The sequence below is a fragment of the Vibrio genomosp. F6 genome (genome assembly GCF_005146325.1).
Classification (GTDB): domain Bacteria; phylum Pseudomonadota; class Gammaproteobacteria; order Enterobacterales; family Vibrionaceae; genus Vibrio; species Vibrio cortegadensis.
Genome location: NZ_SYUT01000072.1, coordinates 1 through 20,393, shown reverse-complemented (window position 1 = coordinate 20,393; position 20,393 = coordinate 1). Strand labels below are relative to the sequence as shown.

The following is a 20,393-nucleotide window of genomic DNA, read 5'->3' as shown; positions in this document are numbered from 1 at the left end:
TTTAATGATTAGAAGTAAACACGCGCGTATGCGTATGCATCTTGTGCTGCTTCGCCAGTATTCATCTCTAAAGCGATGACACTTGACTTGGTCGGTTTGTAGTTCACACCAACCGTGCCCCACGTGCGTTCATCACCCCAGCTATGTTCCGTTTTGTTTGCATTAACATTATTCATCGCCCACTTTTCATACTCCTCGAAGTTGTATGAAGCTGTGAATTCCCACTGTGGGGTAAAGATGTATTTAGCCGAAACTAAGTAACCTTTATTTTCTTGCGTTTCATATTCGTTATAAACGTAGCTCTTCTCGCCAGTGACTGGGTCTGTAGAGACAAGAGTCTTCTTATCTGCAATATCTTCTTCTTCAAAGAACGCATTCACACCAATATGGATTTGGTCTGTTGCAGCAAAACGAGCACCGAAACCAACTAAGCGCTGTTCGCCGTATTTAGATTCACCGTCAGAACCTGCGCGACCTTCCATTCCAACAACTGCAGAGAAACGCTCACCAAAGTAGCCAACGTAGCCGTTCACCACTTCACCCAGTTTAGAGCCTGAAGATGACTCACTGTCGTAACTGTATGACGCGCCCACTTTGATAACATCAAAATACAGACCTTCGTATTTCACCGTCATGTCTTGGTCGCCCGCTTCACCAGTCTCGACTGTAGTATCGAAAGTAAAGTCACCCCATTTATCGTAATCATCAAATGCAGTATCAGTTAAACCGGCTTCAATGTAGTGCGAGTAACCTTGAGTTTGGTAAAGGTCATAACCCAAGAACACTTTATCAATCGCTAGAACCATATCGCCAGAACCGTATTTCCAGTTTTCGCGCTCATAATCCAGTTCTAGGCGGTAATGCATTTTTCCATTAAGGCCTTTTACGCCCATTGTGGCAAAAGAGTCATCAATAAAACTCTGGTCTTTATAAAACTCACCGTACTCGTAATCTGCACCAATGTGCCCACCAACGCCTACTTCACCGTAAAGCTTTAGAAAATCACCATTGTCATTTTTATAGATGGTTGCTGCATTTGCACCACAAGCAATAAAAAGCGAAGACAACGCAATCGCTATTGCATTTCTCTTAGTCATATCAATGTCCTTGTTGACTCATATTCATTTTGAATGATTATTAGATGTTCACCTCACCAATAGAGAGCACAAATCAATAAAAGGCATGAATAGACAAATCAAGCTTTCAAATTGACGGCAGCACATACAACAAACATGCACTGAGCAAATGCTCTAAACACTGAGAGAAGGTCGAATATCACACTTTAGTATGACAATAAGAAGTCACATCCATATTTTGTGCGATTGACATCACGCTTGAGAATGCAACTTTATGACGAGAAATATCGTTTCAACAGAAATAGGTATTATTATGAGAATTACATTTAACAGATTACATTATCTTGAACTAGATCCCGGTTTTATAAATCATACAACTTTGAATAATCAGTAATTTAGCGACACCTAATAAAAAACCACCTAATATAAGGCGGTTTTTTATAAATACTCAAAAAGCGTTAAATCTATGGGCGAGTAACGAATCCGACCGCTTCATACGCTTTTTTCAGCGTGACTGCCGCGCGTTCAGATGCTTTTTCAGCACCAGCTTTCATCACTTCATCCATGTAAGCTCGATCGGCACGGATACGATGATATTCAGACTGGATAGGAGTGAGCATTTCAATTAATGCCGCACCAACATCCTTCTTAAACGGTCCGTACATCTCTACGCCTTGGTATTGAGCTTCGATCTCTTCGAACGTTTTACCCGTTGCCGCAGAGTACAGACCCATTAGGTTTGAAATACCCGCCTTGCTTTCCCAATCATGTGCAATACGTGGCGGAGTTTCGGCATCTGTCTGCGCTTTGTTGATCTTCTTCTGAATCGATTTCGGGTCTTCAAGCAAAGTAATGACGTTCTTACGATTATCATCCGACTTAGACATTTTCTTCGTTGCATCTTGCAGGCTCATAACCCGAGCATTCACTGTTGGAATGTACGGTTCTGGCACTTGGAAAATACCTTGCTCTTCACTTCCGTATAAATTGTTAAAACGGTTAGCGATATCACGAGCCAATTCTAAATGCTGCTTCTGATCGCTGCCTACAGGAACTTGGTGCGCACCATAAAGTAAAATATCTGCCGCCATTAATACTGGGTAGTTGAACAAACCAGCATTAATGTCATTTGCGTAGCGTTTTGATTTATCTTTGAACTGAGTCATACGGCTCAGCTCTCCCATTTGAGTGTAGCAATTTAGAAGCCAACCAAGCTGAGCATGCTCTGGTACGTGAGACTGAACAAATAGCGTGCTCTTCTTAGGATCAACACCAACCGCGAGACAAATTGCTAATGCATCTAACGTTGCTTCATGCAGCGCTTTAGGATCTTGACGAACCGTGATCGCATGAAGATCAACAACACAGTATTGGCAATCATAGTCGTCTTGCATCTGTTGCCATTGACGTAGAGCACCCAAGTAGTTACCGATACTTAGTTCACCAGACGGTTGAACACCACTTAATACGATGGGTTTGCTCATAGTTGTGATTCCTTATTACTAACTTTCAAACTGAGAATTGAAATGAATTCTATATTAGATTAAACCGCATTCACTTATGAAATACGGTCTTTGCAGTGTACTCATTGGCGAGTATTTTACTAGTCGAAGTTATCAACTTTTCGCCGCTTTAGGCAGAAACCATAACGACATCGACTAATTGTTGAATATCATCGGCGATATAGCCTGGGTTTGAGGCTGAAATTGGCTCGCCATGGTTATAACCATACGTTAAGCCAAATGAAGCACAGCCCGCGTTCTTAGCCGCTAAAATGTCATTTTTTGAGTCGCCCACCATCAACATCTGTTCAGCACTGACGCTGTGTTTTTCAAGTAACCAATTCAATGCAATAGGGTCTGGCTTACGAACCGGAAATGAATCGCCACCGATGACATCGGTAAAGTACTTGGCGATATCATGTTGCGCCAATACCTCTGGCACAAAGACTGATGGTTTATTGGTGACTAACGCCAATATAAAACCCGCTTGGTGCAGTGTTTTCAATGTTTGTTGGACGTTTGAATACAGATGACTCAGTTTATGCCCGCCTTGTGCGTAAAACTCATCGAATCGGATACGAGCATCCGCTTTTAGTTCATCACTCAACTCAGGGTTGATATCCAAGCTTTGGCTTAGCGCACGGCCAATCAAAATATCCGCCCCATTGCCCACATAATCACGAACTTGTTCTTCGGAAACCGCTGGAAAACCTAATGACTGACACGCCTTATCCGCTGCGACCGCTAAATCAGGCACGCTATCAAGCAATGTTCCGTCTAAATCAAAGGCAATAAGTTTAATGTTACTCAGGGTCATGGTGAGCTTCCTAGCGTCGTATTTTGGTTGGAAAACTAAAAAGGAGCGACAGTTCGCTCCTTATATCAAAGGTAATCAAAACAAGTCGTCCGATTACCATCATCTATTTTTACGATTAACGCTTAACTTTTGCAAGCTCTGCACGCATTTCGTCAATCACTTCTTTGTAATCAGGACGATTAAAAATAGCAGAACCCGCAACAAACATATCGGCACCCGCTTCTGCAATTTCACGGATGTTATCTACTTTAACACCGCCATCAATTTCTAAGCGGATTTCACGGCCTGACTCATCAATCATTTTACGAACGGCGCGTAGCTTATCTAACGTGTTTGGAATGAAAGATTGACCACCAAAACCTGGATTCACAGACATCAGTAGAATCATATCCACTTTATCCATGATGTAATCCAAGCAAGAAAGTGGCGTCGCAGGGTTTAAGACAACACCCGCTTTACAGCCATTTTCTTTTATCAGTTGAAGAGTGCGATCGATATGCTCAGACGCTTCCACATGGAAAGTGATCATCGTTGCGCCTGCTTTTGCAAACTCTGGCACAATGCTATCCACTGGCTTAACCATTAGGTGAACATCAATTGGAGCAGTAATACCGTAATCGCGAAGCGCTTTACAGATTGGCGCACCAAAAGTTAGGTTAGGTACATAGTGGTTGTCCATTACATCAAAGTGAACAACATCAGCACCATCAGCGAGTACTTTTTCTACGTCTTGACCAAGACGAGCAAAATCTGCAGAGAGAATAGATGGTGCAATGAGAAAATCTTTCATACCTGACCTCTTAAGGCTAATAAGTTGGCTCACAAAATGTGAGTGAGTTGCGACAAATTTCGGGCGCAATTCTACCTAAGCAATCGTTTAGATCCTAGCTTTGAGGTCATATAGTTGGAGAAATGTTAGCTTTCGCTAGATGGCTCTTGGGTTAAAGCATTCTGCTGATCATGAAAAAGTGCCAATAATTCATCGACTTTATTACGGCTACCACCATTTCGGCTGATGGTACGCTTTACTTTTACCACATTCAGTTCCGCACCATGGTACAAGCGTCGAGTCAACGTTGTGTCGTGATTAGAGATAAGTACAGGGATCCCACGTTCAAATGCGGCTTTTTCTGCGACATCAGCAAGCGCTGCTTGATCATCGAGCGAAAAACCATTTCCTGCGTATGAGGTGAAGTTAGCCGTTGTCGAAAGCGGAGCATAAGGCGGATCGCAATACACAACACAACCTTTACGTGCTCGACTAAAGGTTTCTGAATAACCTTCACATACAAAAGTCGCTTTCTTCGCTTTCTCAGCAAAGAAGATCAGTTCTTTTTCAGGGAAGTACGGTTTTTTATACGATCCAAATGGGACATTAAACCCACCCTTTTTGTTATAACGGCATAGGCCATTGAAGCCAAAACGGTTCATATACAGAAAAGCCAACGAGCGATAAAAAATATCATCCGTTTGATTAAATTGCGCTCGAACGTCTAGGTATACTTCTTTGCGATTATATTCAGGCGTGAAAAAACGTTTTGCTTCCGTAATGTAAGCTTGAGGAGACTCCTTAATCAGATTATACAAATTAATCAGATCAGGGTTAATATCGGCGAGAAGGTAGTGATCGTAATCGGTGTTTAAAAACACGGAGCCAGCCCCAACAAAAGGCTCGACTAATTTACGTGCAGGCGGCAGATGACGCTGTATGTCCTCAACTAGGCCATATTTACCACCAGCCCATTTTAGAAATGCTCTCTGCTTTTTCATTTACCGCTCTACTTACCAACCACAAAATAAGGCTGCGGAATGTAACATATTTTGCCAAGAAGCTCAGTGTTATTTCGCACGTTCTATCTCTCTATGTACTTGATTCATAGATTTAGCCCAAGGACCAAGATTTTGAAGCGCTTTTGGTAGCGTTTCTACCGCATCTCGAGCCAATTGAATGGTTGGATAATCTTGATAGGTCACGATATACCAATCTTGACCATTACGAGCGGTTGGATACACACGAACTTGCTGCTGGATATTGTTATCTTCAATAAATACTTGAACATCTTCCATAGAGTTCATTGCGGCAAGCTGAAGTGTATAGCTGCGTGGTGACAAGGCTTTCAGCTCATCTCTCGCAAAGGAGAAGGTGATGACTTTGTTCGGAGCAGCTTGCTCTTCATTTACTGCAATCGCGGCTGTTGCGTCTGCAATAGCACTTTGCGTGTCTGCGGCTTCAGTCGAGTCAACAGCAGGCTCTGCTGCTTGTTGTGATCTCTTCATAGCATCCGCGACGGCATTATCAATTACGCTAGTATCAACTGAGCTGGTATCAGCGGCGTCAGTCTCAATCACATCACGACCAATGCTATCGGACTTACCATCTAACAGGGCATCAACCACATCTGATGTGATCACCACTCTCTGTTGAGAAGGCTCAGTAAATCCAACACTTGCTGTTTTACTTACGACGTTAGGCGGCAATGCTAAAGAATCATCTTCAGCCCCTGCGTAGTTGTCATCCACCTCAGTCTCTTGATTTAGTCGGTTAACCGAGCTCGATGTAGACGACGTCGATGCAGATAAGCTCGCCTCAGGTTCTGAGACGACCGTTAACTCTAAATTGGGTACAATGGCTTGCTCAGGATCTTCTGGCATTGGCTGACTTAACAACCACCAATAACCACCACCAATCATGATGATGAGCAACAAGACGACCATCGCAATTCGAACTGGCGAACCTACCATTGCCTGAATAATAATCCTTTTTTCCACTTTCAGATCCCCCAAAGCCATTAACTCACCAGGTAATGGTTTTGTTTTTTTGAATGCTGAACGAACTCGTTTCTCCATATCATCAGCAACATAACGTACCACTAATGATTCAAAAAACTGTTCGGCCTCCCTGGCTGACAATGCATCAATTTCAATGTCGATCGGTTTATGTTCTTGCCCATAACTTAAGCGAGTAAGTAAAGGATCTAAACAGTTCGATTCTGTAAAGAGGACGACATTGATATTCCACAAGCTATTATGCTGCGCTTCTAAAACCAATAACCATAGTTCAGAAACTAAGATTTCACTCAACAAATGAGCATCATCAATCACGATCACCACATCGACAGCATCACCATCTAACAGGCGTTGTAAGCTATCAACGAGAGGATCGTGTTGATTAAATAAGGGATCAGAGACTAACTGACTCAGCAACATCGCACGGTGTTGCTCATCATTTTGGCTCGGATGACAAAGTAACAAACATTGGTTTTGATCTTGAGCCCACGCTTCTAAATAACGTTGGGCTAACCAAGATTTACCTGAACCTTTACCACCATCTACGGTAATCAAATTAGAACCAAAGTTCGTCAAGAGCTGCAGTCGTTCTAGCAACTCTATCTGAGATTCTAATTCTAATACTCGCATTTCATGAGCCAAACTCATCTAACATCCCTACTGGCTAGGTATTCGCAATTATGGATTGATTGCGATATAAAAGCACAAACAAGAAGGACGTTCACTCACCCCGATGATGCGAGAAAAGCAAAGAGTCCATCATTATTATATGTTGCGGCAAAAATCGATTGCTTGCTGAATCATCGCCTCAGGAACATCAGAGACCACACTTGCACTTCCGATTCCTGTCGGTAGAACTAAGCGAAGTTGCCCTGAAAGGACTTTCTTGTCTCGCATCATATGTTTCATAAAATCATCAAAAGACATGCTTTCTGGCGTATGTATTGGTAACTTCGCCTTCTTCAGTATAGAGATGATTTGTTCAAGCTGCTGCTGAGAAATAAGACCTTGTAACTGCGCGGTTTTCGCCGCCATGACCGTTCCTGAAGAAACCGCTTCACCATGCAGCCAATTACCATAACCTAGTTCCGCTTCAATCGCATGACCAAATGTATGACCTAGGTTCAATAACGCTCTGATTCCAGACTCTTTTTCATCTTGAGCAACGACTTCAGCTTTAATTTCGCAACAACGTGCAATTGCCGTAATCAGTGTCTCTTCATCCAGACAATATAAATCCTCTAAATGCTCATCCAACCATGAGAAGAATTCGCCATCATAAATAATGCCGTATTTAATCACTTCCGCCATGCCCGCTGCGAATTCACGCTCAGGTAACGTTGATAAGCAGTTGATATCGATAATGACAGACTGAGGTTGATAAAAAGCCCCAATCATATTTTTACCCATAGGATGGTTAACGGCTGTTTTTCCGCCAACAGAAGAGTCTACTTGCGACAAGAGTGTCGTTGGTATTTGAATGAAATCGACACCACGCTGATAACACGCAGCCGAAAATCCCACAAGATCACCAATCACTCCGCCACCTAATGCGAGCACAACAACATCTCGTCCATAGTTACCATCCAGCAAATAGCTCATCACTGAATTAAACGTATCAAGACTTTTGTATTGCTCACCATCAGGAAGTTCAAGCAGAGAGGCTTGGCATCCAACATGTTCAAGTAAAGATAGGATTTTATCCGCATACAAAGGCCCGACGGTCACATTGCTGATCACGACGACTTTTTGTTTTGCCGACAAATAAGAAAGGTACGCCGGGTCGTCAAATAACCCGGCGCCAATAGAAATAGGGTAGCTACGCTCTGCTAGATTGACCGTAATCCGTTCCATGGTTTGATCTCCAAAAAATGAACTTAACGTTCTTCTAGCATTTTTACGATCTGGTTGGCTACCACTTTTGCACTTTGATCGTCAGTACGAACCGTATAGTCCGCCACTTCATCATAAAGTGTATTGCGTTCCACTGCTAAGTCTTCTAAAACTTCGCGTGGGTTGTCAGTTTGAAGTAAAGGACGCTTCTTGTCGCGGTTAGTGCGAGCAAGTTGCTTTTCTATCGTTGTCTCAAGATATACAACGATACCACGTGCAGATAGACGGTTACGGTTTTCTTTGCTCATCACTGAACCACCACCTGTCGCAAGAACAATACCCTGTTCTTGAGTCAAATCGTTGATTACAGATTCTTCGCGTTTACGGAAACCTTCCTCACCCTCAACATCGAATACCCAAGCGATATCAGCGCCAGTGCGCTCTTCGATTACAGTATCAGAGTCCAAAAACTCCATATGAAGTTGGGATGCTAGGTGTCTACCTATTGTACTTTTGCCGGCGCCCATCGGGCCAACAAGAAAAATATTGCGTTTCTCAGCCATGTTTAGCAGTAATTTACAACGTTAATTCAATGACATCGCCACAAGGTGTTCAGTATAAAAACTGAAATAATAAAGGCCTGTGGCACCAATTCCTCACAGATATCTCGTGATAAGACCCGAAATTATCAAGGTATGATGCCACTAATGCAAATTATATTTTGATCTATGGCGTAAATTTTAGCAGTTATTGCACTACAACCTTAGGTGTAACGAAAATTAAAAGCTCACTTTTCCCAATGTTTTCATAGCTTCGGCGGAAAAGTGCCCCTAATAATGGCAAGTCTCCAAGCAGTGGAACTTTATCGACGCTATTGACCACGCTGTGCTGAAAAATCCCCCCTAAAACCACAGTTTCCCCATTATTAACCAGAACTTGAGTTCCAATTCTCTGTGTATCAATGGCAATTGCCTCTCCCGTTCCCGTTTTCACCACTTGGCCCGGACGATCCTGGGTTACACTCAAATCGAGCACCAAACGATTATCGGGCGTGATCTGTGGCGTCACCTTTAAACTTAGAACCGCTTTTTTAAATGATACCGATGTCGCTCCACTCGACGCCGCTTCTAAATATGGAATTTCGGTACCTTGTTCAATGTAAGCTGGTTTTTTATTGGTGGTGATTAAACGAGGACTAGAAATAATTTCGGCTTTTGACTCTTGCTGCAATGCCGAAAGCTCTAAATCCAACAGCGTATCCGATCCTAATTTCGCCACCTGGAACGCAATACTCGAAGCATTAGGCGATGTGGCGGCAAGGTTCACACTCAAAAAGTCATCAATACTGACGCCGCCACTGCCTTCATCACCACCATCGCTACCGCCATCACTGCCACCGCCATCGTAAATACCGATAGCGCCTAAGTTACTTTCAAGCGAACCACCAATTGTTGTAGACCCATTAGTGGATGAGAACCCCCAACGAACCCCAAGTTCATCAAGGTTGCCCTCTTTGACGGTCACGATCCTAGCTTCAATTTGAACTTGCTTCACCGGAATATCCAGTGAGGCAACAATGCTGCGTATCACTTCAATATTCTCTGGCAACTCTCGTATCAATAATGAATTGGTTCTTTCGTCAATCGTAAGGGACCCGCGCTCAGACAGCATCGTGATTTCCCCCTCCCCCATGATCATCTCAGCGATATCTGATGCTTTAGCAAAGTTGATGGTGAGGATTTCTGATTTAAGCTCAATAAGTTCATCATTCATGCGTAGCTTTTCTAGTTCCCGCTGCTCACGAAGATCCAACTCTTCTTTAGGCGCGACAAGAATGACACTACCTTCGACTCTTTTATCTAACCCTTTAACTTGTAGAATAATATCAAGCGCTTGCTGCCATGAAACTGAATCTAAACGCAGCGTTAAGTTGCCAGATACCGAATCTGACACCACCAAATTAAAATCATTGTAATCGGCAATCAGCTGCAATACGTTTCGTACTGCAATATCTTGGAAATTAAGTGAAATCAACTTCCCCTCTTTATCCAAAATACTCTGTTTCTTTTCGGGTACGGGCTCTATAACAGGACTCACCGTCACTTCTAGAAAACGATCTTTTAACGCATAACTGTACTGATAATCTTCCGATACGCGAATGTCGAGCTGTGTGTTGTGTTTATTACGCGATACCTCGATATTATTTACTATCGTCGAGAAATCTTTTACATCAATAATATTGAGCTGCTCATCCGATACCTGAGTATTAATCAGCTCAACTTGTAACCCTTGAGGCGTACTTTTCAAAGTATCGACCTTTGATTGCTCTCCATTCAAATAACCTCTCTTCACATCCACCACAATGGAGCGTGAGCTTAATTCAACAATAATGACTGCTTCTTTGTCCTTATTCAGTTTAAAGTCAATATTTTGTAGCTCGTTGAGTGTCAGGTCAGCTGCGCCTGCCGTTGAGGCCAAGCACAGTGCACCAACGATGGCGCTTCGAATAAACCAGCGCATTAATATCTCTATTCCATTCATCATATTTACGTCTCAATCCTAAAACCATTTCAAATCTAAGCCATTCAACCATAAGTCATTCAAACCTAAGCCATTTAAATCTAAGCGGCTTCAAATCTAGGCTACTTCAATGCCAACTTAACATGACGCTTATACCAGCAGCCCAAGCCATCAGGCAGCGTCTCATTAATTAATAAGTACTTCGCATTCACTTGAATCACTTGGCCATTATTGAGGCCCATGTACTGCCCATTTTTGACTTTCTCAACGCTTCCTAATGGCGTCTGCACAAGTCCCGATATCGCACCACCAGATCCCATCACTCCTTTTAGGCGTAATTTTCCAATCGGATAACGCTCCAACCGACCCGACTTAGAGCGAGATCTGGGCTGCCAGCAATCCGTCTTGACCTTAGGCTGAGTGTGAACCACAGCTTCTTTGGGTAGAACGAAGGGTTCTCGCCCCATTCGCTGTGTATAGGGCTGCACGGACAATTGAGCCGCGGGTTCAAGCTGAATGGCTTGTTTACGCACTTGCCGCTCAACTTGCTGGACGTATTCATCTAATGGCTCATGATTTGCCTTACAACCCATTATGAGTAGAGGGAGCACACAGAGTGCCCATATAGGGTTAGGGTTAGGGTTAGCCTTCACTTTTCACCTCCGGTTTGAATTGGTAGGTATAGGCTCGAACTCGAAAATGCAAAGTACTGCTCTCTTGACTGACCCTTTGCCAATCTACGTCATCAAAACTGATGATCCTTGGCAGTTTGGCAATCGCTTCAGCAAAGTCACCTATGTCGTGATAACTACCCGTTAACTCAATATTCAGCGGTAAGCGATACAGAAAATCCTGATTTTGCTTCTCACCCCAATCGATTCGAGTAAAGGTTAAGTCATGGTCCAACCCAAGCTCATTCACCGATGCCAACATGCTCGCTAGCTCTTTCTGCACGGGTAGCTGTTGCAACAGGTAATCGTAACGACTGGTCAACTCCGTAAGTTGAGACTGCAACATTGGCAACACAGCCACTTTATTGGCCTTGATGTGCAAGGTAGATTTAAGCGTTTGTTCCTGCTGCTTTAGCTGTTGTAAATCCTCATTTTGAGGCACCCAATAAAACCACGCTCCGACACCTTGAAGTACAAGGATCAGCACTAAAAGCACCAGTGACTGAGCAACCAGCGGCCACTCAGTGATTTCGTCCATATCAAGCTCTTGGAAGTTAACCATGCGATCCTCCTAATTTAGCTTGCGAAGCCACCAGCTCGTCAGTTTCTGTCTCTTTCTTTTCCTCAGACAAATTAAAAGTGAACGACACATTGAAGGTTTGAAAATCGATCCCAAAACGCTTTTTGCCCAATACGATTGAGTGCATCTCTACATCGACCAGCAATGAAGAACGCTCTAAATTATCGAGCATCGTTGCCAAGCGAGCTGTGCTATCACTGATCCCTGATAGCTCAAGATCCTGACCATTCATTTTGATTTTATCGACATACACCCCTTCAGGAATCAGTTGAGCAATTAAGTTCATGAACTCCGTCGTTTTATTTCTCCCTCTCTGCAGTTTTTCAACCATGTCTAAACGCATCATGATCGAATCATGCTCCTGCTTCACCACATCCAGAGCATCAATTTTAGAATCTAACTGGGCGATATATTGCTTAAGGTAAGTCAGCCGCGCTTGTTGCTGGCTCTTTTGATCAAAGAAATAGAGGCCCCCACCCCACTGAATGCCAACTGCCAGCAAAAAGCTTAGAATGACTAAACCGAAAAACCGGCGACGATGCTGTGCGCGCTTTGCCTCCCTCCACGGCAATAGGTTTACCCGATGTAATGCATGACTACTGTCTAACATGAGCCGCCTCCATCCATTGAATCCCACTCACCGCCAACCCCGCAGCTGTGCTGTATACCTGGCTATTTGCCCTAAGCACCTTCCGTTTCGATGTCTTATCCTCAAACAGACTAAAAAGGTTTAAAGTTTCACAATCTAGGCTCAATTCTCGACTCAAATGCTCCGACAGCATGGGAATGTTTGCCCCTCCTCCAGACAGCCAGATACCCTCCACCGTTTTCTGATTATTCACCGATGCATAAAGTTGAAGCTGTCGCCGAATCCGCTCAAATACTTCTTGGAAAAAGCGGTCTACGTTATGATCGGAAGCGGCATCAAGTGATGGGTTGTCATCTAAAGATTTGGCGTGGCGAGTCCCATAAGCGATATCTTTATGGAAAGGCGATTTTCCCTCAGGAATGCTGCACAGCGAGATCTGTGTTAAACCGACATCCACCAGCATCCAATTTTTCTTATCTGGATGTTGATGCGCGAGCAACTGCCATACTTGCAATAAGCTATGAGCCTGAACGTCCACCACATAAGGTGTCATTCCTGCCTTCAGTACTACTTCAGCACGGCTTGCTACCACCTCTTTACGAGTCGCGTACACTTGATAGCTCGTCATCGAAGCATGAGGGGGAGTTCGTGGTGTTCGAGAGACCGAATCGATTGACGCTGGCAGTGTGCCCGCTTTAAGCCTATGTTTATCATCAAGTTTGATAAAATCTAAACTGACCTCTTCAATCGGAAATGGAGACTGCTGGGAAAAGGCTTGATAAAGCGCGAATTCGAGCTCTCTGTCTTGTAGCTCACTGTCGATTTGCAACACCTTGCTGATTACGGCATTGTCCGGGATCGAAATAGCGACTTGACGACTAAATAGAGGTAGCCCCTTTCTTAGTTCGTTTAATTTCTTTACAATTTTCTGATAATTCAGGGTGTGGTTATCAGCGACAATACCATCTGTAATAGGCAACTCTTGATAACTCATCAGAGCATAACGTCCACCCATTGATTTCAGTACTACCGCTTTAATGCTGTGATGCCCGATATCAATACCAGTAATTAATGATTTACCCATACAACTTAGCTCCAGTGTATTACTTAGCTCAAAAAGGTTGTGAATATTGGTTAAATAAGCGTTAATTAACACCAGAGCTAAATATTTAGCCTAGAGTACAAGGGTTTACAGCCCGGCAGCCTCAACTAATCAGGGATTATCCGGTGAAGTTCATAAAGCGATTGTTCATATTTTCATTTATTTGCACCATTCTTGGAGTGAGTACAATTTTTGGGTTCTACTTATACGTGAAACCAGAGTTGCCAGACGTTGCGACATTACGCGATGTAAAACTCCAAACACCGATGCAGGTCTACAGCCAAGATGGCAAATTGATCTCTCAATTTGGTGAGAAAAGACGTATCCCTCTGAAACTAGAAGAGATGCCACCAGAGCTGATTGAGGCGATTATTGCGACCGAAGATAGTCGTTATTATGATCACTTTGGATTTGACCCCATTGGTATCACCCGTGCGGCGATCACTGTGATTGCATCTGGCAGCGCAAAACAAGGTGCCAGTACCATCACCCAGCAACTCGCTCGAAACTTTTTCTTAACTAACGAGAAAAAGATCATGCGTAAAATCAAAGAGATTTTTATCGCAGTCCACATTGAGCAGTTGCTTTCCAAACAAGAAATTCTGGAACTTTACCTCAACAAAATTTACCTCGGACACCGCTCTTATGGTGTAGGAGCTGCCGCGCAAACCTATTTTGGTAAAGAGCTAAAAGATCTTTCACTTGGTGAAATTGCTCTCATTTCAGGTTTACCAAAAGCGCCATCCACAATGAACCCTATCTATTCGGTTGAGCGTGCGACTCATCGTCGTAATGTTGTATTAATGCGAATGCTAGATGAGCAATACATCACTCAAGAGCAGTATCAAGCGGCTCGCGCAGAGGTGCTCACATCGAAATTCCATGGTGCTGAAATTGAACTCAGTGCCCCTTATGTGGCAGAAATTGCCCGAGCATGGATGGTAGAACGCTACGGTGAAGAGGCTTATACCTCTGGAATGAAAGTGTATACAACCGTTGATTCTACACTGCAAAAATCAGCCAACACGGCTGCGATTAATAACCTTATCGCTTACGATGAACGCCATGGATATAGAGGGGCGGAGCGCACTCTTTGGACGCCAGAACAAACAGCTTTCGATACTGAACAAATAGAAAAATCACTGAAGTCACAGCCAACCTATGGTGAATTGGTTCCTGCTGTCGTGACTAAGGTCGAGCCGAAATCGGCAACGATCTGGGTCAAAAACAGAGGTGAAGAGACGATCACTTGGCAAGGTATGAATTGGGCTCGTAAATTCATGACCGACGACCGTCAGGGGCCAGCACCACAAAGTGCGACTGACATTCTAGCGACAGGTGAACAAATTTGGGTTCGAGCGGTGACGTTAGCTCAAGCCGATTCGAAACCAACATCAGAAGAAAACGCCGATAGCACTATGGTTGAATGGCGCTTAAGCCAAGTGCCGAATGCGAATACGGCCTTTGTGGCAATGAACCCAGAAAATGGCGCTGTACTCTCTTTAGTCGGTGGCTTTAACTTTGTACACAACAAATTCAATCGAGCGACTCAATCGGTTCGACAAGTGGGCTCCAGTATCAAGCCATTTATCTACTCTGCCGCGATAGACAAAGGATACACACTTGCCTCTTTAGTCAATGATGCGCCGATCAACCAATGGGACAAAAGCCAAGGCACAGCATGGCGACCAAAAAACTCGCCACCAACGTACATTGGCCCTACTCGTTTACGCATTGGTTTAGCACAATCGAAAAACGTCATGGCAGTACGAGTATTACGTAATGTTGGCTTAGATGAAACTCGTGAATACCTCACTCGTTTTGGGTTTGATATTGACCAAGTGCCTCGCTCAGAGACCATTGCATTGGGCGCGGGCAGTTTAACCCCAGTTAAAATGGCGCAAGGCTATTCTGTTTTCGCTAACGGCGGTTATTACGTTGAGCCTTACTACATTAATCGTCTTGAAGGGCCTTATGGGGATGTCATTTTTGAAGCGACACCAACCACCGTATGCCGACAAGATTGCTTAACTGATAGCAATACGAATGACACTAATGATCTCGCTCTACAAGATAATGAGTTCAATGAACAAGATATCTTGCCTGACGGAGAGCAACCTAAATACGCACCACAAGTGATCTCTGAACAAACGGCGTTCTTAGTTCGTGAAATGATGTACAGCAACATTTGGGGTGGTGGTAACTGGCGAGAAGGAACGGGCTGGAACGGAACCGGTTGGCGCGCTCAGCCGCTTAAACGCCGTGATATTGGCGGAAAAACCGGAACCACCAACGACTCAAAAGATGCATGGTACAACGGCTATGGCCCAGGCATTGTTGCCACCGCTTGGGTCGGTTTTGATAACCACAATCGTAAACTTGGAAAATCAAAACCCAATAAGAACCTTGGAAAAGATCAAATCAGTGGCGGTGAAGCGGGAGCTAAAACAGCGCAACCCGCTTGGGTGAGCTTCATGCGAGTGGCATTAGAGAACACGCCAGCACAACGCAAGCAACTACCTGAGAACATTGTTCGCGTTAGAATCGACCGTGAAACCGGACTGTTAACCAACAAGTTTGATGGCTCATCCATGTTTGAGTACTTCTTAAAAGGCACAGAGCCAACGGATTATGTGGAAGAGAACTTGGGTGACAATATCTACTCAACTTCAGACTCAACAGAGAGTGAAGCACTTTTCTAAATACAGGTTAAACGTACTTAGTAAGTAAATAACCAAGCAATCAAAGCCAGTGATGATTTACCTCACTGGCTTTGTTCTTTTTACGGCGACCCAAAAATCGCCCCCGCTTACTCAAATTCAGGTAAGCAAGATTCAATTGCAGAAGAGAGTTGCTCAAAACGCTTTCTCAATGGCGATCCAGGACGATAAGCGAGAACAATTTTACGTGATGGTTCAGGGTTAACGGCTTTTAAATAACACACACCATCTTTCACTTTTTCCTTCGGCAAGCAGAGCTGAGGAAGTAAGGTGATCCCCGCCCCTGCCGCCACCATATTTCGTAACGTCTCTAGGCTGGTTGCTTTGAAACGTTCATCATCTTTCGCACCTGCCGCAAAACAGAAGCCTAGCGCCTGATCTCTTAGGCAGTGACCATCGCCTAAACTCAGCACCGTTTTTCCATTCAACGCCAACATATCCAGTTGATCTAATTCCGCCCATTCATGATCGCAAGGCACCGCAATACTCAATGGTTCATTGTAAACCTCAAGCTCCTTAAACGGAGCCGTCTCAGCAACAGAAGCCAGAACCAAGCAATCTAACTTCCCCTCTTCTAATTGACGGACAAGCTGATGAGTTTGAGCTTCATGCAAATACAGCTCTAACTCTGGAAACTGCTCTTTCAACTGAGGCACAATCTTAGGGAGTAAGTAAGGCCCCACGGTCGGAATAAAACCAATATGCATCGGGCCTGACATCGCATCGCCTTGTCTACTCGCCAACTCTTTGAACGTTTTCACTTCATTTAAGATGGTTTTCGCTTGCTCCACTAACTGCAAACCAGAATCCGTAAACAATACTCGACGGCTGCTTCTTTCCAACAATGTTGTGCCAAGTTCCTCTTCCAATTTTTTTATCTGGCCACTTAATGTCGGTTGGCTAACAAAACACGCTTCTGCTGCTTTACGAAAATGCTTATGTTCGGCTAAAGCTACTAGGTACTCGAAATCACGAATGTTCATAAAACCGTTTTCCTGTTTGAATTCATACTTGATAGGAAATATCTATCAAAACCATAGCACCAAACGATTAGAACTATCAAAGCAAATCTTCAATAATAGCTTCAACAAAACGGAACGATGAAATAAAACGTTCCAAACTCATTAAAGAAAATTGAAAAGGAAACATTATGTTTGCATCTAAAGAAGGCCAAAACGTACCACAAGTCACTTTCCCAACTCGCCAAGGTGACGCTTGGGTAAATGTAACTAGCGACGAGCTATTCAAAGATAAAACCGTCATTCTATTTAGCTTACCGGGTGCATTTACTCCAACATGTTCATCAAGCCACTTGCCACGTTACAACGAGCTATTTTCTGTATTTAAAGAGCATGGCGTTGACGAAATTGTCTGTGTTTCAGTAAACGACACGTTTGTAATGAACGCGTGGAAAGCTGACCAAGAAGCAGAAAACATCACCTTCATTCCAGATGGTAATGGTGAGTTCACAGATGGCATGGGCTTACTGGTAGACAAGAACGAGATTGGCTTTGGCAAACGTTCATGGCGTTACAGCATGCTAGTGAAAAATGGCGTGGTAGAAAAAATGTTCATCGAACCAAACGAACCTGGCGACCCGTTCAAAGTATCTGATGCCGATACCATGCTGAACTACCTTGCACCAAACCATAAAGAGCAAGAGTCTATTACGGTATTTACTAAGCCTGGCTGCCCTTTCTGTGCGAAAGCGAAACAAAACTTGATTGATAACGGTCTTCAATATGAAGAAGTTATTTTAGGCAAAGACGCAACAACGGTAAGCCTACGTGCAATCACTGGTCGCACAACCGTTCCACAAGTTTTCATTGGTGGTAAACACATCGGTGGTAGCGAAGAGCTTGAAGTGCATCTAGCAAAATAACGCTTAATAACTTTAAACCATTGCTTACAACTTGAATCGGTTTCTGGCTCACCTTAAGCGGTCGCCAGAAATCAATTCATCATGGTAAGCCATACAAAACATTCTATTGAAGTTAAGTAAACAGCCAGAGAACTCATTATGAAACAGATAAACGTTGATGTAGCCGTCATTGGTGGTGGCACCGCAGGACTTGGATCTTACCGAGCAGCAAAAGCGCACACAGATAGTGTCGTGATGATCGAAGGCGGTCCATACGGCACAACTTGCGCCCGTGTTGGTTGCATGCCTTCTAAACTACTGATTGCCGCGGCAGAAAGCGTTCATCAAATCGAGAAAGCACCAGCCTTTGGAATTCATCCGCAAGGTGAAGTTGTGATCAACGGCCGAGAAGTCATGGACAGAGTCAAACGTGAGCGAGACCGTTTCGTTGGCTTCGTACTAGAAGGCGTCGATGAGATCCCAGCTGAGGATAAAATCTCTGGCTACGCAAAATTCGTCGATAACACCACCTTAATTGTTGATGACCACACGCAAGTCAACGCCAAACGCATTATTATTGCGACAGGTTCACGACCTGCCTACCCTGGCGTTTGGAATGAACTTGGCGATCGTTTAGTGATTAACGATGATGTGTTTGACTGGGATGATCTGCCTCAAGCAGTAGCCGTATTTGGCCCAGGTGTTATTGGTTTAGAACTTGGTCAAGCTCTGCATCGTCTTGGCGTAAAAACCAAAATCTTTGGTCTAGGCGGTCAAGTCGGTCCAATTACCGATCCTGAAGTGATGGCTTACGCCAATAAAGCTTTCCAAGAGGAGTTCTACCTTGATGCTGACGTTAAAGTCGAAAGCATGAAACGTATTCCTTCGCCAACGGGTGAAGGTGATGACAAGGTTGAAATCCAGTTCATCAACCATGACGGCGAACTTGAAACCTTCATTGTTGACTACGTGCTTGCAGCAACTGGGCGTCGTCCAAATACCGATAAGTTGGCGATTGAAAACACAGGAATAGAACTCGACGAACGTGGTGTTCCAACCGCCGATCATTACACACTGCAAACCTCCGTCGGCAGTATTTTTATTGCTGGTGATGCAAGTAACCAAATGCCACTGCTTCACGAAGCGGCTGATCAAGGTCGTATTGCAGGCGATAATGCAGGACGATTCCCTGATATTCGAGCGGGACTACGCCGTTCAGCCATTTCAGCGGTATTCTCTGATCCACAAATTGCGATGGTTGGTGAAACGTACAAACAAATCACCACACGCTTAGGGACTTGTGGCTGCTTTGCAACAGGTGAAGTGTCATTTGAAGGGCAAGGTCGTTCACGTGTCATGCTGCGTAATAAAGGTTTGCTGCATGTGTATGGCGAACAAGGGACTGGCCGATTCTTAGGCGCTGAAATGATGGGACCGAATGCAGAACACCTCGCTCACCTATTAGCATGGGCGCATCAGAACAAAATGACCGTATCTGAAATGCTAGATATGCCATTTTATCACCCGGTTATTGAAGAGGGTGTACGTACTGCACTGCGTGATTTAAATGCCAAACTGCATTTAGGTCCAGAGATGATCAAACATTGCTTAGATTGTGGCCCTGGTTGTTAATACCTCCGTTCGCGGTTAATAATTCCGTTCACGGTTAATAACATAATGCTTTAACACAGCAGGGGCTTAACTACTCTGCTGTCAGATAAAAACGACGATGCTTTGGTATCGTCGTTTTTTTATTCTTAGAAAGCAGCCACTCGGTAGCAAGATAAGAAAAAAGCGCAGACAAACAGACAACAGGGTAAAGCCGGAATATAATTGAGTTCTTACTTTCACTTGAGCGGAACCCATGGCTTGTAATGATTGCCGAAGCGCTTGGTTTTGGAAAAAAATCGGACGCTGCCAACGCTGTATGGATCAACTCACCGTCCTATCCGTTCTATGCTGGATTGTCTGGTGGTTTGGATTTAAAGAGGCGCCCACCAGTATTGAATCAATCACATTGATCATGGCGGGGTTTGCTTTTAATGCTTTATTGTTTCTCCATTTATGGATGAAGTATGTGATCTTTCCTTGGAGAGAAAGGAAGCATAAAAAGTAAAAGGATCATGGTAGGCCGAAAGCTTAGCTCTCTATTCAGGTGCAGATTCAAGTCCCATTCCAAACCCAAATCGCAGATAGAAAAAAGCCCCTAATCCAAATTGGTTAGGGGCCTTCTTAGATTCTTCTAAGAAAAAGCAGTGGTACAATTAAGACTGCCGCTTTTTCAGTTAGTTCAAAAAATATAAAATTTATTTGTTAGCATTTGCTAATTTTAAAT

At 43.9% G+C, this 20,393-nt stretch carries 18 protein-coding genes; 4 read left to right on the top strand and 14 right to left on the bottom strand.

The window, feature by feature from the left end; genetic code table 11:
* Positions 1-8 precede the first annotated feature (8 nt).
* From FCV43_RS18745 to pilM, 13 genes are all read right to left on the bottom strand, one after another.
* Complete coding sequence (locus FCV43_RS18745; protein WP_136996027.1) at positions 9-1,097, bottom strand: porin; 1,089 nt, start codon at positions 1,095-1,097, stop codon at positions 9-11.
* Positions 1,098-1,540: 443 nt separating this feature from the next.
* Positions 1,541-2,560, bottom strand: a complete 1,020-nt coding sequence (gene trpS, locus FCV43_RS18740) for a tryptophan--tRNA ligase (protein WP_136996026.1) — start codon at positions 2,558-2,560, stop codon at positions 1,541-1,543.
* Positions 2,561-2,708: 148 nt separating this feature from the next.
* A complete protein-coding gene (locus tag FCV43_RS18735; RefSeq protein ID WP_017052569.1) occupies positions 2,709-3,395 on the bottom strand; it encodes a phosphoglycolate phosphatase in 687 nt (228 codons plus the stop codon).
* 115 nt (positions 3,396-3,510) lie between these two features.
* Positions 3,511-4,185, bottom strand: a complete 675-nt coding sequence (gene rpe / locus FCV43_RS18730) for a ribulose-phosphate 3-epimerase (RefSeq protein WP_017052570.1) — start codon at positions 4,183-4,185, stop codon at positions 3,511-3,513.
* A 125-nt stretch (positions 4,186-4,310) separates the two neighbouring features.
* Positions 4,311-5,165 carry a Dam family site-specific DNA-(adenine-N6)-methyltransferase gene (locus tag FCV43_RS18725; RefSeq protein ID WP_136996025.1) on the bottom strand — a complete coding sequence of 285 codons (855 nt, stop codon included), beginning with the start codon at positions 5,163-5,165 and terminating at the stop codon, positions 4,311-4,313.
* Positions 5,166-5,234: 69 nt separating this feature from the next.
* Positions 5,235-6,830, bottom strand: a complete 1,596-nt coding sequence (locus FCV43_RS18720) for an AAA family ATPase (RefSeq protein ID WP_136996024.1) — start codon at positions 6,828-6,830, stop codon at positions 5,235-5,237.
* A gap of 117 nt (positions 6,831-6,947) precedes the next feature.
* Positions 6,948-8,036 (bottom strand): 3-dehydroquinate synthase, encoded by a 1,089-nt coding sequence (gene aroB / locus FCV43_RS18715; protein ID WP_113797203.1) that lies wholly within the window; start codon positions 8,034-8,036, stop codon positions 6,948-6,950.
* Positions 8,037-8,059: 23 nt separating this feature from the next.
* A complete protein-coding gene (gene aroK, locus FCV43_RS18710) occupies positions 8,060-8,578 on the bottom strand; it encodes a shikimate kinase AroK (RefSeq protein WP_017052574.1) in 519 nt (172 codons plus the stop codon).
* Positions 8,579-8,762: 184 nt separating this feature from the next.
* Complete coding sequence (locus FCV43_RS18705; protein ID WP_170961696.1) at positions 8,763-10,559, bottom strand: type IV pilus secretin PilQ; 1,797 nt, start codon at positions 10,557-10,559, stop codon at positions 8,763-8,765.
* Positions 10,560-10,657: 98 nt separating this feature from the next.
* Complete coding sequence (locus FCV43_RS18700) at positions 10,658-11,128, bottom strand: pilus assembly protein PilP (protein ID WP_136996044.1); 471 nt, start codon at positions 11,126-11,128, stop codon at positions 10,658-10,660.
* Positions 11,129-11,177: 49 nt separating this feature from the next.
* A complete protein-coding gene (locus tag FCV43_RS18695; RefSeq protein WP_017052577.1) occupies positions 11,178-11,768 on the bottom strand; it encodes a type 4a pilus biogenesis protein PilO in 591 nt (196 codons plus the stop codon).
* The gene (locus FCV43_RS18690) at positions 11,761-12,396 is read right to left on the bottom strand and encodes a PilN domain-containing protein (RefSeq protein WP_136996022.1); all 636 of its coding nucleotides are present in this window, start codon (positions 12,394-12,396) and stop codon (positions 11,761-11,763) included. The genes FCV43_RS18695 and FCV43_RS18690 overlap by 8 nt, the downstream gene beginning before the upstream one ends.
* On the bottom strand, positions 12,383-13,459 hold the full coding sequence (pilM, locus tag FCV43_RS18685) for a type IV pilus assembly protein PilM (protein ID WP_136996021.1): 1,077 nt from the start codon (positions 13,457-13,459) through the stop codon (positions 12,383-12,385). Before pilM ends, FCV43_RS18690 begins: the two co-directional genes overlap by 14 nt.
* A gap of 143 nt (positions 13,460-13,602) precedes the next feature.
* Here pilM and FCV43_RS18680 point away from each other — a divergent pair, with 143 nt between their 5' ends.
* A complete protein-coding gene (locus tag FCV43_RS18680; protein WP_136996020.1) occupies positions 13,603-16,179 on the top strand; it encodes a penicillin-binding protein 1A in 2,577 nt (858 codons plus the stop codon).
* Between the two features lie 107 nt (positions 16,180-16,286).
* Here FCV43_RS18680 and oxyR read toward each other — a convergent pair whose 3' ends face one another.
* Positions 16,287-17,180, bottom strand: coding sequence for a DNA-binding transcriptional regulator OxyR (gene oxyR, locus FCV43_RS18675; RefSeq protein WP_017052581.1), 894 nt, complete (start codon positions 17,178-17,180; stop codon positions 16,287-16,289).
* Between the two features lie 167 nt (positions 17,181-17,347).
* Here oxyR and FCV43_RS18670 point away from each other — a divergent pair, with 167 nt between their 5' ends.
* The 3 genes from FCV43_RS18670 to FCV43_RS18660 all read left to right on the top strand — a co-directional run bounded on the left by FCV43_RS18670 (position 17,348) and on the right by FCV43_RS18660 (position 20,174).
* On the top strand, positions 17,348-18,079 hold the full coding sequence (locus FCV43_RS18670; RefSeq protein ID WP_017052582.1) for a glutathione peroxidase: 732 nt from the start codon (positions 17,348-17,350) through the stop codon (positions 18,077-18,079).
* A gap of 138 nt (positions 18,080-18,217) precedes the next feature.
* Entirely contained in the window at positions 18,218-19,690 is a 1,473-nt protein-coding gene (locus tag FCV43_RS18665; protein WP_113797209.1) for a dihydrolipoyl dehydrogenase, read from the top strand.
* Between the two features lie 232 nt (positions 19,691-19,922).
* Positions 19,923-20,174 (top strand): DUF3624 domain-containing protein, encoded by a 252-nt coding sequence (locus FCV43_RS18660; RefSeq protein ID WP_029203375.1) that lies wholly within the window; start codon positions 19,923-19,925, stop codon positions 20,172-20,174.
* Positions 20,175-20,393: the final 219 nt, after the last annotated feature.